Genomic DNA, 14,588 nt, shown 5'->3' on the forward strand with positions numbered 1-14,588 from the left:
ACTACAGTTCTCCTTTAGAAGTTGAGTCAGCAGTTATACCGCTTAAATTATCAGCTTTCGCTGCGCTGGCGCGTAACAACTCTCGTGCCGGTAGGTGTTTGTGTTTTAATTGTAAGGCGCCAATGCGCCAAACATAAATCAAGGCGACGAGTAAAATACCGATAAAAATTGCCGCTTCGATAAATCCGGCTATGCCAACTTCATCAAAAGCGATAACCCAGGCAAATAAGAAAATGGTTTCTAAGTCAAAAATAACAAAGAATATGGCGTATAAAAAAAAGTGATTGGTAAAGCGACTTTTCGGTGCATCAACGGCAATGATGCCAGATTCGTAGGGGGTATGGGTATGACGACGGTTTGTTTTTGGCCCTAAAACAGCAGAGAGACCAAGCATAATGGCAAGTAAAACCATTAACAAAATAAAATAAGCCGCTATCGGCCAAATTTGTTCAAATTGTTGTTCGCCAATGGTTAACGCATTAGCGGTGACATCAGTGGCTGACTCAACAGCTACAGTTAATAGTACAACGGACAGATCTATCGCGCTCACGCAACCCCCCAATGTACGATAGACCACAATGTTTTATTCATAAAGCCAGCTGTATTTTGCAAAAAAGCAATAACAATAGGCAAAACGTATAATACATACTTATCGCGCGCTCTAAGCCGTTATTTTTATAGAAACGTTAGCTCAGAGATAATTTATATTTTATTAATAAGTTTGTTTTTTCAAATAGTTACTGAATAAAGAATAGACAAGTTTTATAAAAAAGAAAAGGCTATTTTAAGATTGTTTTAAATAATTTTTAGCTGGTATTTTTAAATGCATGCGATAACGAAGTGATCGATATTCGAAGCTAAATAGCCATAACGCCTTCATCTGGTAAAGTGTGCTGACAGACGACTAGACGTCGAAATACTACGTCCCTGTAATTTCGACATACCTTCATCCATGAAGGCAAAAAAAAGGCCAAGCAGTGCTTGGCCTTCCTCTTCGAATCAAAAGCGTTTACATGAACGCGCCTTTAATCATCCAATAGAACATAATTGATAAACCGGCACCTACCGGTAAGGTAACAACCCAAGAAACAACAATGTTGCGCACAACACCTAAGTTTATTGCGGCAATACCACGAGCCATACCTACACCTAACACAGCACCAACTAGTGTTTGTGTGGTTGAAATTGGTAAACCTGTACCTGATGCGACTACAACAGTACACGCTGCTGCAAGTTCCGCGGCAAAGCCACGGCTAGGCGTTAAATGAGTAATGCCAGTACCGATTGTTTTCATTACACGGTGACCGAATAACGCCAAACCGGCAACAATACCTATACCACCAAGCGGTAATATCCACCATGCCAGTGCAGCTTTAGAAGCGATTTCACCATCATTACCAACAATAGATACTACCGCTGCTAATGGGCCAATAGCATTGGCTACATCATTTGAACCGTGGGCAAAGGCCATACCACACGCGGTAATAACCATTAATACGGCGAATACTTTTTCAACGTTAATGTAATTAGCTCGACGGTTTTTAGACTCTTTAAACTTCAGGCGAGAGATAAAGAACTTACCTATAACAGCCACTAAAATGGCAACACCTATGGCATACATGTAACCTTCTGCCGAACCGATGTTTAAACCAATGTGCTTTAAACCTTTTTTGATTGTTACTAATGACAATACAAAACCCGCTAAAAACATATAAAGCGGAACCCACTTTTTAGCTGAGTCTAATGGGTTATCTGTGTCAAATATAAGCTTTTGTGCACTGTTAAATATCACAAAGGAGAACACCCCGGCAATGAGCGGCGTTATTATCCAACTGCCAACAATACCACCAACAGAGCCCCAATCAACCGTATGTACCCCTACACCAATTGCAGAGAAGCCGACAATAGCACCAACAATTGAATGCGTAGTAGATACTGGCCACCCCATATAAGAGGCAATAAGTAACCAGGTACCGGCAGCAAGCAGTGCTGAGATCATGCCGAAAACAAGCAGTTCAGGCGTATCTATATAAAAACTTGAATCTATGATGCCTTTTCGAATCGTAGAGGTAACCTCACCACCGGCAAGATATGCACCGGCAAATTCAAAAATCATCGCAATAATAATTGCTTGCTTAATTGTTAAAGCTTTAGAGCCTACTGATGTTCCCATGGCGTTTGCTACGTCATTGGCACCAATACCCCAAGCCATAATAAAACCAACAATTGCGGCAAAAATTACTAAGGTAGAGCCGTAATTCGCTAAAATATCCATTAGTATCTACCTTATCTTGCTAACATAATTTCTAGTCGAGCACCTACGCGCTCAGCCAGATCTGCTAAATCACCAACCCATTCGATAATTTGATATAAAAACATTACATCAACAGGGTTCATACCTTCTTCGATGGCCATTAAGGCGCGGCGAAGTTTAATTTGCATAAAGTCGGTATCATCTTCAATAGAAGCCAACTCGATGATCATTTTTTCCACCAGCTTGACTTCACGACCGCGAAAGCCAGTTTCGAGCAAATCATCTAATTCATTAATTGCATCAGCGGCTTGCTTTATCGCATCAATACAACGCGTTAAGTAGCTATTGAAATCATCTGACAATTCGGCAGGAATAACTAATTTACGTCCTAGAATTCGTCCTGAGATATCTTTTGCTTTGTTGGCAATTTTATCTTGTTGGCTAACCAACTCTAATACATCGGTACGCTGAACCGGCATAAAAATACCACCCGGTAATTCATTACGAATATCGCGTTTCATTGTATCGGCTGCTCTTTCAAGCGAAGAAATATCTTTACGAATTTTTTCAGCTTTGTCCCAGTCACCTGCGGTACAAGCAACAAAGAAAGAAGGAAGAAGATCAGCACATTCATTAACTTTACGAATATGTTGTTCTAACGGTTTTAACGGCGATTTTGCAAAAACGCCAAGAATTGTATTTCCACTCATATTTTTTATCCTGCAACTCTTATATGTTGCTTGTTAAAAATCTTGGCAAATATACCTTATTTGCCAGATAATTTAAAAGTTTAACTGATGATAAAACACGATATTTTTTCTAACATACCCTAATATGTATAAAAAAAATACAACTTGTTCTAAACGGCTTAACTTTGCAACAAGTTTAGCGTACTTATTGCAAACACGAATAATTTAAAATGTTAGCTTTAAACGATTCAAATTTACTTATTTAATTAAAAAATTCCTGGTACATCTTCCTCTGAAATATGACGAATAACTTTACCTTTAACAAAGTAGATAACGTATTCGCAGATGTTTTGGCATCTGTCACCAATACGCTCTAGCGCTCTAGCAGACCAAATAACCGACATAATTGATGGTATTGAACGAGGATCTTCCATCATATAAGTCATTAATTGCCGCATTAACGCTTCGTATTCACGATCAATGCGATTGTCACTTTGATGTACTTTTAATGCCGCGTCAAAATCCATACGGGTAAACGCATCGAGTGTGTCATGTAGTGTTGTTAATACTAAACGACCTAGGTTATCCAAGTTTAATAATAAATCTTGTTGTTTAGCACTAAATTGTTCTAAGGCTACTTTCGCTATTTTTTCAGCTTCATCAGCAATACGCTCTAAATCAGCAATGGTTTTAATAATCGCCATCACTAACCGTAAATCGCTGGCTGCCGGTTGGCGCTTAGCAATAATACGGGTACATTCTTCATCAATGGTTACTTCCATTAAATTTATTTTGTAATCACTAGAGAGTACTTTGCGAGCGAGTTCTTCGTTATTGTCACTCACTGCCGTTAAGGCATTTTTAAGTTGTTGCTCTACTAGGCCGCCCATGTTCATCACATTATTACGAACGGCATCAAGTTCTTGGTTAAACTGGCCAGAAATATGACGACCGGTATCAAACGTTTCCATTATTATTTCTCCTCAATTAACCGTAACGGCCGGTAATATAATCTTCGGTTTTTTTCTTATTTGGGGTAGTAAATAAGGTATTGGTATCACTATATTCAATTAGGTCGCCCATATACATAAATGCAGTTTGATCTGACACTCGGGCAGCTTGCTGCATATTATGAGTTACGATTACCACAGTATATTTATCTTTAAGTTCAGTGATCAACTCTTCAATCACTAAAGTAGATATTGGATCAAGAGCCGATGTCGGCTCATCCAATAAAAGCACTTCAGGTTCAATTGCAATTGCTCGGGCAATAACCAAGCGTTGTTGTTGACCACCAGATAACCCTAAAGCACTGTCATGAATTCTGTCTTTCACTTCATCCCAAAGCGCCGCAGCACGCAAGGATTTTTCACAGGCTTCATCTAAAACCCGGCGGTTATTTTGGCCAATTAATCGTAAGCCATAAACCACATTCTCGTAAATTGATTTAGGGAATGGATTCGGGCGTTGAAATACCATCCCCACTTTTCGGCGAAGTTGGGCAACATCAACATGCTTACCGTAGATATTCTCTCCATGTAAATCGATTTCACCGTCAATTTTACAAATATCAACTAAGTCGTTCATTCGATTGATACAACGTAATAACGTTGATTTACCACAGCCACTTGGGCCGATAAAAGCAGTGACCTTGCCTTTTGGGATCTTCATTGAAATATTATTTAATGCTTGCTTATCACCGTAGTGAAGATTCAAGCCTTTAATTTCCAGGGCAACTTGATCAGCGGGTAAATCATTGATATTTACCGCTTGCTGGTTTTGCATTAATACTTCTGGAGCTACATTAATCATCGTAAATTTTACTCAGTTTAAATTTTTAAATATTCTGTGTTAGTTACTAGTGTTCTAAAGAACGATACTTTTCACGTAATTTGTTTCGAATAGACACGGCGGTCATATTCAGGCCAACAATAATGGTGACCAATAAAAATGCTGTGGCATAAACTAATGGCCTTGCGGCTTCAACATTCGGGCTTTGAAAGCCGACATCATAGATATGAAAACCTAAGTGCATGAACTTACGCTCTAAGTGTAAGAACGGGAAGTTGCCATCAAGTGGTAATGTTGGCGCCATCTTCACCACGCCAACTAACATTAATGGTGCTACTTCACCGGCGGCGCGGGCAATGGCTAATATAATGCCGGTCATGATTGCCGGACTTGCAATCGGTAAAATAATACGCCATAGCGTTTCCGCTTTGGTTGCGCCCAATGCTAATGAGCCATGACGCATGTTTGATGGAATACGTGCTAAACCCTCTTCAGTAGAAACAATAACTACCGGTAACGTTAGTATCGCTAACGTAAGTGCTGACCATAGTACGCCTGGCGAGCCAAATGTTGGGTTTGGTAACGATTCTGGGTAGAAAATCTGGTCAAGCGAACCACCAACCATATATACGAAGAAGCCTAAGCCAAATACCCCATAAACAATTGACGGTACACCGGCTAAATTTATTACCGCAATTCGCAGTAATTTAGTAAAGCCATTGTTGCCCGCATATTCGTGTAAATATATAGCGGCAACAACACCAAGTGGCGCCACAATAACAGTCATCAGCAAGACCATTAATACCGTACCAAATATTGCCGGAAACACCCCGCCTTCGGTATTAGCTTCTCTTGGGTCATCAACTAAAAAGCTGCTTATTTGACTGAAGAACTTAGCAATTTTAGTGAGCAAACTTAATTGGTTGTTAAAACTAATTTGCATTACTTGTTCAAGATTAATCTCGACCAGCTCGCCGCCCATAGCACGAACAACAACCTTGTCGCGTTGCACGTCGGTGCGCATCACGTTAAGCTGCTCTTCTAAGGCAAGGTATTTATTGTTTAACGCTTTGCGCTCAACGGCAAACTCAGCTTTTAGCTGTGCCGTTAGTTTGCCATCAATTTCAGCTTTACGTTCTTGCAAGCGAATGCGTTCTAAATTGTAATTGATTGCGCCTATATCCGTTTTTTGCAATTCTGCGATATCATCTTGTAAATCGTTTACTCTTTCTAAAAAATTATCAAGCTGGGCAGCAGGTACAAGTTTACCATCCATATAAACTTGCTCAATAAAGCCATAAAAATTACCGTTGGTGCGACGCTCAATAACCACCACATTTTCAGGTTGGCTTTGTTTCGTGATCAGCGGTTCAACAATCCAGCGAAAGTCCAAGCTGACTAATTCACGGTTACCGGTTTTGATCAAAAAGCGTTCAATAGTAATCGCATCTTTTGTGTCAATATTAGTGTGAGCCAGTTGCTCTACTGGAATACGCTCCACGTCATATATTTCACCAATAACGGTCGATGTAACACCACTTGGATCTTGGATTTCAAATTGATGAATTTGCGCCGGCCAAAAGTACGTTAAACCACGAGATGCGATCAACCACAATAAACCAACGACCGAAATCAAACTAATTGATACACCTGCGGCACTTAGCCATACCCAAGGTGAACCCGATTTAAACCATTTATTCATATTATTCATTTGGGTAATCCTTACAGCGAACTATATTTTTCACGTAAACGCTGACGAACAAACTCAGCTAACGTATTAAAGATAAAGGTGAATACAAACAACACAAAGGCTGCTAAGAATAAAATCCGATAATGTGAACTACCCACTTCTGATTCCGGCATTTCAACGGCAATATTAGCCGATAAGGTACGCATGCCCTGGAATATACTCCAATCGATAACCGGGGTATTACCCGTTGCCATGAGCACGATCATAGTTTCACCTACAGCGCGCCCCAAGCCCATCATTACAGCGGAGAAAATACCTGGACTTGCGGTAAGTAATACAACTTTAATTAAGGTTTGCCATTGAGTTGCACCCAGTGCTAATGAACCAGAGGTTAAATGCTTGGGTACAGAAAAGATTGCGTCTTCGGTCATTGAAAAAATAGTAGGAATAACCGCAAAGCCCATAGCAATGCCGACAACGAGTGCATTACGTTGGTCAAAATCAATGCCTAAATCGTTGGTAATGTATTGACGCATATCGCCGCCAAACATCACATCTTCAACAAATGGCGAGAACTCAAATGCCAGTAGGCCGGTAATGATTAATACAGGTATTAAAATAATTGGTGCGAATGCTTCCGGTAAAATTAACTTAACTTTTTTCGGTGTATTGTGCCAGGCAAAGGCAGTTAAAAAGGTTGTCAGTGGCAACAGTATCACCAGCAAAAATACTGCCGGTAAATACTCTTCCATCAGTGGTGCTAACCAAAGGCCGGCTAAGAAACCTAAAATAACCGTTGGTAGTGCTTCCATCAGTTCAATGGTTGGTTTAACGGTTTTACGCATCGCTGGCGGCATAAAGTAAGCGGTATAAATAGCCGCAGAAATTGCAATTGGCACGGCAAATAACATCGCATAAAATGCCGCTTTCATGGTGCCAAATGATATTGGCACTAATGAGAATTTAGATTCAAAATCATCTGAGCCAGAAGTAGATTGCCAAATGTAGGCAGGCTCAGGGTAACCTTCATACCAAACTTCTTGCCACAATGCCGACCAAGTCACTTCCGGGTGTTCATTATGGACGGTAAAAAGTTCAATCGATTGTTCACTGCCAATCACCACACCATTAGCACGAGGGGCGATAGCAAAAGGCTGCTTGGCATCGTCGAGTAATTTACCCTGCCAAAGTTTAGCCTCAGAAGTTGTATAATAAACACCAACATGCCCTGATGGCGTTACCGTATAAAAACTTTTGCGATAGGTTTCAGGATAAATAGCGGCAACGGCTTCATTGCTGCTTACTGCAAATGAACGAATTAGTTGAAAGCTTCTGCCCGTTTTACCAGCAACCTCAAAGTATTGATGCACTTTACCTGCACTGGTACCGAATAATATTGAACTACTGCCCGATAATAATGTTGTTGAGGTAATATCAGCACCCGATTTATAAACCGGATTAAATACCGCTCTTACTGGCACATCATATTCATCGGTTAAATCAAAAATACTCACTGCGTTATTTTCAACTGCAATAGCCATCGATAAATCAGGGGTGATCTCAACAAAATCAAGGCTTTCGACATCGTCTTTAATTAATTGGAATTCGGTTGAAAATTCAGAGTCATAATAAAAATTATCTTCGGCAATTAACGACGTTTTAATCAAGCGATTATCATTAGTTAGTGCTACAACAACTGCACGCTCTTCGGTCATGGCAAACGAAAATATTGATAATGCATTTTCATTTTCATCAATAACAATAGGCTTTTCACCTAATGGATAACCGACACTTGGGTGAATCGTGCGAATGTCCGCGGCAAAGGTCGCATTAAAGGTAGGTTGGATAACCCTGATTAACCCATCAGAGGTTAACAATACATATTGATTGGTATTAGTGGTAAATACATCAAGCAGTGTATCTTGCTCTGCAATCAGCTTTTCAGTAAGTAATAAATCGCCAGTTTGATGAGTGTCATTGGGTTTTAATTGGTAAAAATTGATCTCGCCATTGCTGTTAATATTGAACGTTATCTCTTTCAATTCATCAACACCAACAGCTAAATTTGTCGCACCTTTAGTTTCAGCTTTAGTTTCAATCAGCGCAAGTGATTCAACTCTTGCGGATTCAAACACTGGTTTAACTACATACACTAAATACATAAAGATCAGTACTAGGGTAAACAAAACGCTCACACCGCCGACTGAAATAAGCCATTTAGCTAAAGTGTTTTTAACTTGTCTTGGCTCAAAAGATTTTGCAGAAATTGTCACTGTACAACCTTAAAATAAGTGTTCTTTATTAGACACTGGAGATTATAAGACAGTTATGTGACAGTTTTATTACAACAGATAAATAGTCGTTATTTAGCTGAGATTAACTTGTTCAGTTGGTAAATACGCGATTACAGCTTCATAGCTAACTTGCCAGTGCTGATAATCAATTGCTATCGACTTTAGCTCTCCATTAATTGATAACACTAATGATGGGAACCCTTGTATCGGCATATTCCGAACGAAAGCAACTTCATCGGTTAATTGCAGCTGTATATCCTCACTTAAGATTTTTTTTTCAAACTTGACAACATCAAGGCCTAACTCAGCTGCAATGTTAACTAAAGTATCAATATTAGCAGGGTTCTTTGCCTGTAAATAATAAGCTTGCTGAATTGCTAAATACATATCTTGTTCAAGGTTGTATTCGCGTGCAATTAATACAGCACGACATGCCGGATAGGTGGAGCGGATTGGCTGGCACTGAGTCCAAAAATCAAAATTAAATTCGGTGCCCAGCTGCGCAGCGATCTTATGCCAAGTCTGCTGCAAAAAATGCTGCATTTCGATAGACATTGCTTCGTTACTGTCTGGGGCTAAGCCACCAACTCGATATTGCACCTCAATCGTAGATTTAAGCTTCTCTTGCAAGGCCTGCCAAGTAGGACGATAGCCCCAGCACCAACTGCACATAGGATCATAAATATAATACAATACAGGTTTAATCATGCTTTCAACTTTTAGTGCTCTAGAATGTTAATCGAAATAATGCGCCACCTAATGGGCTCCGCTCTAATTTGACATTACCACCATGGGCAACCATCACTTGTCGAGTTAAAGCCAGCCCAACACCGGAGCCTTCTTTTTTGGTGGTAAAAAATGGCACAAATATTTTCTTGGCAATATCATCAGGCACACCTGCGCCATTATCGCTTATGTCGATAACCACATGGCCACGTTTATTTAACGACGCATTCATTGTAACAGTTGGGTTTGTGACCGACATTAAAGCTTGCTCAGCATTTTGTAACAGATTTATCAGTAGCTGTTCAATCATATCTTTGTCAACGTTAATGTCTAACTCAGACGGTTCAATATTAGCGTTAAACGATATACCTTTTTCTAACCATTGTTGGGTAGCGAGTGTACTAACCTGGCTGAATATATCACGGAGCTTTACAACTTGTTTATTTGGTGGTGGTAGCCTGGTCAAACGTCGGTAGCTGCCGACAAACTTTGTTAAACCGTCACTTCTGCGCGCTACAGTTTGTACGGCATCAGATACATCGACCAATGATTCAACTAAATCTGGGTGGTCAATTATTTTACTTTTAGCATCCTCTAATAAATCCACCGCAGTTTTTGATAATGAGGCTACTGGGGTGATGCTATTCATGATCTCATGGGTTAACACTCGCACTAAATCTTGCCAGGCTTGCAGTTGCACCACATCTAATTCACTTTGAATGTTTTGCATACTGAGCAGTCTTTCTTGCTTATCTGCAATTATTATTTGCGTAGATAAAATGGTTAATTGCTGTTCCATGTCGTCTACTTCAAAGGTAACCAAACGGCGTTCACCAGCACCAACAGATTTAATATGTCGGGAAAATTGTTCACCAAATTGCGCTAGATCTTCCACCTTGGTGACATGGTTTGAGCCAAATAGTCGACGAGCACTATTATTCCACAGTGTTAACGTGCTATCTGCATGTACACTCATTAATGGCACTGGCACATGTTCTATTAACGCTTTTAAGTGGCGTAGCTCTTTTTCTTGGCTAGTACGTACCGCTTGAAAGCGTTTAAGGATATCGGTAAATGCGCTGCCTAGTTCGCCAAAGCCTGAACCCAATTCTTTCAATTCAAAGCGTTGTGAAAAATCGGCATAACGAGCAGCATCTAAAAATCGTGCTAATTCAGCATTAGTTTTAGTAATAAAGCGAAACACCAAAATGCATTGCACAATTAGAAACAACGAGGTTAATAAAGTTGCAGCATGATAACCAGGAGTGGTCAGAAGAAATGTTAGAAAAATAAGCGTCAACATTATCAATGCTGTACGCATGGCGATCATTAATGAGAATTTTTTAAAAGCCATGTTTTTCCATCCTTCTATAGAGCGCAGCTCGGGTTAAGCCTAAATCTTTGGCTGCATGACTAATGTTATAACGATGTTTCTGTAAGGCCTGTTTAATTGCGCCCTTTTCCAATCGATCAAGATTCAAATCCTCGTTTTCAATGGTGTTACTGTTAGCAACGTTTACTGATACTGGGGCAACCACATCTCCAGCCTGATTAGGTTGGGGATCTAATTGAAAGTCTATAGGCTCCAACTCTAGCCCTTGCGATAATATAATCGCTCTTTCAATGGCATGTCTTAGTGCTCTTACATTGCCTGGCCAAGGATAGTTTTCTATTGCTGTTAATGCCTTTGCTGATAGCAACTTAACGGGTTTATGATATTTTCGAGCATATAGATTAATATAGTGGTTGGCGATAACGGCAATATCTTGGTGACGCTTTCTTAATGGTGGTAACTCAATTTCCACCGTATTTAAGCGAAACAATAAATCTTGCCTAAATTTAGACTCTAAGGATAAATCTTGTTTACTCACATTAGTTGCGGTGATCACTCTTACATCGATTGGTACAGCTAAATTAGCACCTATAGGTGTGACCATGCGTTGCTCAAGTACTGTTAATAGTTTGGCTTGTAAATGCAGAGGCAAGTTACCTATTTCATCCAAAAATAAGCTGCCACCATTAGCCGCTTGTAGGCGCCCTACTCGGTCTTCTTTAGCGCCGGTAAAAGCGCCTTTTTTATGACCGAACAATTCGCTTTCAAATAACGTTTCAGACAATGAGCCTAAATCAACCGACATAAATACTTTATTAGAGCGTAGGCTTTGCGCATGAATTTCTCTTGCAATAAGTTCTTTACCGGTACCATTTTCACCAAGTATCAACACATTGGCATCGGTTGGTGCAGTGCGCTCGATTAATGAGAACACGGTTTTCATTGCAGGAGAATTCCCCAACAAAGCCTGCCCTGAGCTTGCCCCACTTACTTCGGCCAATACTTTATTGGTATTCCTCAGATCTTTTGCCTCGGTTCTTGTTCGACCCAATTGCACCGCAGCAGAAAGTGTTGCGACTACCTTTTCATTTTGCCAAGGTTTAGCAATAAAGTCGGTGGCGCCTAATTTCATCGCATCAACCGCAACATCAACCCCTCCGTGGGCGGTGATCATAATCACCACCGATTGCGGATCAATTTCAAGGATTTTTTCAAGCCACAAGTAACCTTGTGCGCCACTACTTTCACCAGGGCCAAAATTCATATCCAATAAAATAGCATCGAATTTTTGTTCACTCAGTAAACGCGGAATATTCTCCGGTTGATTACATATTTGCACACTGGAAAAGTGTCTTTTTAGCAGCAGCTTACCCGCCACTAAAATATCTTCATCATCATCAACAATGAGTATTACGCCATCTTGTTTCACGCTATCGCCTTATGCAGTAAAGGTAAAATCAACTGTTCATTATCGTACACCAACTGTTCGTAAGCGTACAGTAGATAATGTTCGATATCGGACACATTATAATTTTTCCATTGAAAATCAACAACTAAAAATATGGCACAACGTTTGCAACATATTATTTACATTGAAAGCAACAGCAAATGTTTTCGCAAAGCACAGCACTCAGCTTGATGAGGACATACAACATATGGGTACGATCACACCAATGGAACAAACAACGAAAGCCAAAAAAGAGATTAAAATGCCAGCTAAAAAAGCAGGCAATTCTTCTAAAGCTGTGTCGGGTGCCGGTATGGACCGCAAAGTAAGCCGCAAACAAAATCCCCTGAAGAAATGGCCTGGGATCACCGTTTTAGCAGTAGTTATTGGCTATTTTGGTTATCAATCAATCACCACAAATGGTGGCAGGTCGTTAAGCGTGGATCAAAACCGAATTGTCGTATCAACGGTTACCAGCGGCACGTTTGAAGATTTCATCCCAGTGCGAGGCCGCGTAACGCCAGCAAAAACCGTCTATTTAGATGCCGTTGAAGGTGGTCGTGTAGAACGCATATTGGTTGAAGATGGTGCAACTTTAAATAATGGTGATTTAATTGTTGAATTGTCGAATGCCTCACTACAACTTAATGTGCTAGGTAACGAAGCGAGAGTTGCTGAGCAGTTGAATAATATGCGTTCAATTGAGTTATCGCTTGAGCAAAATCGCCTACAACACAAACGTAACCTGGTAGATATTAATTACCAAATAAAGATGCTTACTCGCCAGTTAGAACGAGAACAGCAACTAGTTACTACCGGGTCTGTTGCTCAAACCAAGTATGAAGATACTAGCGACACCCTACAATGGTATAAAAACCGCCTTACCATCACTCTTGAAAGCCAAGCCTCTGATACTCGCATGCAAACCGAGCAATTAAAGTTTTTAAAAGATACCAGCAACCGCCTTGAAGGTAACTTAGAGATCTCACGTAAAAATTTGGAAAATATGAACGTTCGTGCCCCGGTTAATGGCAAGTTATCAGGTTTTAATGTGGAAGTGGGGCAAAGTATTGGCCGTGGCGAGCGCCTTGGGCAAATAGATACGCCTAACGATTATAAACTTACTGCCAATATTGATGAGTTTTATTTGGGCCGTGTCGATCTTGGTCAAAAGGCGAAGTTTGATGATTACCAATTGGTGATTTCCAAAATATACCCGCAGGTAATAAATGGTCAGTTTGAAGTCGACTTCAAATTTATTGGTGAACAGCCATCTAATATTCGCCGCGGCCAAACCATTCAAACCAAATTGACCTTAGGTGATGAAACTAAAGCCTTGTTAATACCTAATGGTGCATTTTTTCAAGATACTGGCGGTAATTGGATATTCGTAGTCACTGCTGATAAAACCGAGGCGGTTAAACGCACGGTTCGTTTAGGGCGCAGAAACAGTCGCTATATCGAAGTACTGGATGGTTTGGACGAAGGCGAGCAAGTGATAACTAGTCCGTACAGCAGCTATCAAGATATGGAACGCCTGAACTTAAACAATTAATTTGGGCCATTAGCTTAGTACCGTTAACGCAAACAAATTTTAAAATTAAATAACTTTTAATTTAAATAAGAAATCAACATCGAAATAAGGAAAATGAATTATGTTAAAGCTACACAATCTTTCAAGAGTATATCAAACAGACGAAGTTGAAACGGCCGCATTAAACAGTGTCAACATTGAAATTGAACAAGGCGAATTTGTTGCCATTATGGGGCCTTCTGGTTGCGGTAAATCAACCTTATTGAATATTGTTGGCATGTTAGATAATCCTTCGGATGGTCAATATATGTTTATGGACGAAGACATTTCAGGTTATAGCGAAGCGCAACTGGCCAACATTCGTAAACAAAACATTGGTTTTATTTTCCAGAATTTCAATTTAATTGAAGAGCTTTCAGTGCAGGAAAACATTGAGCTGGCGTTGCTTTATCACAACATTCCAACAGCTGAGCGTAAAACGCGTGTTGCAAGAGTAATGGACAAAGTGGGGATTGCCCATAGAGCTAAGCATATGCCAAGTCAATTGTCTGGTGGACAGCAACAACGTGTAGCGGTTGCCCGTGCTGTGGTTGGCGATCAAGCGATGATCTTAGCCGATGAACCTACCGGAAATTTAGACAGCGCCCATGGCCAAGAGGTCATGGAGATGTTGCAACAGTTAAATCAAGAAGGTACCACCATAGTTATGGTAACGCATAGCCCAGCTCATGCGGACTACGCGCGTCGTACTATCAATCTGTTTGATGGCCATGTGGTGACTGAAAATGTACGTGCGGCGTAGCATAACGTACAGAGAAAAGTTAAATAGT

At 40.3% G+C, this 14,588-nt stretch carries 12 protein-coding genes; 2 read left to right on the forward strand and 10 right to left on the reverse strand.

Translation table 11 applies throughout. The annotated features are described in order from the left end of the window. Nucleotide 1: 1 nt before the first annotated feature. The 10 genes from ndhC to RI844_RS07420 all read right to left on the reverse strand — a co-directional run bounded on the left by ndhC (nt 2) and on the right by RI844_RS07420 (nt 12,206). A complete protein-coding gene (gene ndhC / locus RI844_RS07375; RefSeq protein WP_348397801.1) occupies nt 2-550 on the reverse strand; it encodes an NADH-quinone oxidoreductase subunit A in 549 nt (182 codons plus the stop codon). Between the two features lie 459 nt (nt 551-1,009). Further along, the gene (locus RI844_RS07380) at nt 1,010-2,275 is read right to left on the reverse strand and encodes an inorganic phosphate transporter (RefSeq protein ID WP_348397802.1); all 1,266 of its coding nucleotides are present in this window, start codon (nt 2,273-2,275) and stop codon (nt 1,010-1,012) included. 11 nt (nt 2,276-2,286) lie between these two features. Further along, nucleotides 2,287-2,964: a TIGR00153 family protein gene (locus RI844_RS07385; protein WP_348397803.1), complete on the reverse strand. Its 678-nt coding sequence runs from the start codon at nt 2,962-2,964 to the stop codon at nt 2,287-2,289. Nucleotides 2,965-3,209: 245 nt separating this feature from the next. Continuing rightward, nucleotides 3,210-3,914 carry a phosphate signaling complex protein PhoU gene (phoU, locus tag RI844_RS07390; protein ID WP_348397804.1) on the reverse strand — a complete coding sequence of 235 codons (705 nt, stop codon included), beginning with the start codon at nt 3,912-3,914 and terminating at the stop codon, nt 3,210-3,212. A gap of 16 nt (nt 3,915-3,930) precedes the next feature. After that, the gene (gene pstB, locus RI844_RS07395) at nt 3,931-4,728 is read right to left on the reverse strand and encodes a phosphate ABC transporter ATP-binding protein PstB (protein ID WP_405054478.1); all 798 of its coding nucleotides are present in this window, start codon (nt 4,726-4,728) and stop codon (nt 3,931-3,933) included. A gap of 73 nt (nt 4,729-4,801) precedes the next feature. Continuing rightward, on the reverse strand, nt 4,802-6,436 hold the full coding sequence (gene pstA, locus RI844_RS07400) for a phosphate ABC transporter permease PstA (RefSeq protein ID WP_348398328.1): 1,635 nt from the start codon (nt 6,434-6,436) through the stop codon (nt 4,802-4,804). 20 nt (nt 6,437-6,456) lie between these two features. Next, complete coding sequence (locus RI844_RS07405; protein WP_348397806.1) at nt 6,457-8,697, reverse strand: ABC transporter permease subunit; 2,241 nt, start codon at nt 8,695-8,697, stop codon at nt 6,457-6,459. Nucleotides 8,698-8,790: 93 nt separating this feature from the next. Next, a complete protein-coding gene (locus tag RI844_RS07410; protein ID WP_348397807.1) occupies nt 8,791-9,426 on the reverse strand; it encodes a DsbA family protein in 636 nt (211 codons plus the stop codon). A 19-nt stretch (nt 9,427-9,445) separates the two neighbouring features. Then, complete coding sequence (locus RI844_RS07415; RefSeq protein ID WP_348397808.1) at nt 9,446-10,798, reverse strand: sensor histidine kinase; 1,353 nt, start codon at nt 10,796-10,798, stop codon at nt 9,446-9,448. Further along, entirely contained in the window at nt 10,788-12,206 is a 1,419-nt protein-coding gene (locus tag RI844_RS07420) for a sigma-54-dependent transcriptional regulator (protein WP_348397809.1), read from the reverse strand. The genes RI844_RS07415 and RI844_RS07420 overlap by 11 nt, the downstream gene beginning before the upstream one ends. Nucleotides 12,207-12,432: 226 nt before the next feature. Between RI844_RS07420 and RI844_RS07425 the strand changes: the two genes are divergently transcribed. Both RI844_RS07425 and RI844_RS07430 read left to right on the forward strand, forming a co-directional pair. Beyond that, nucleotides 12,433-13,779, forward strand: coding sequence for an efflux RND transporter periplasmic adaptor subunit (locus RI844_RS07425; protein WP_348397810.1), 1,347 nt, complete (start codon nt 12,433-12,435; stop codon nt 13,777-13,779). A gap of 100 nt (nt 13,780-13,879) precedes the next feature. After that, entirely contained in the window at nt 13,880-14,560 is a 681-nt protein-coding gene (locus RI844_RS07430) for an ABC transporter ATP-binding protein (protein WP_348397811.1), read from the forward strand. Nucleotides 14,561-14,588: the final 28 nt, after the last annotated feature.

Source organism: Thalassotalea fonticola (genome assembly GCF_032911225.1).
GTDB classification, from domain to species: Bacteria; Pseudomonadota; Gammaproteobacteria; order Enterobacterales; family Alteromonadaceae; genus Thalassotalea_A; species Thalassotalea_A fonticola.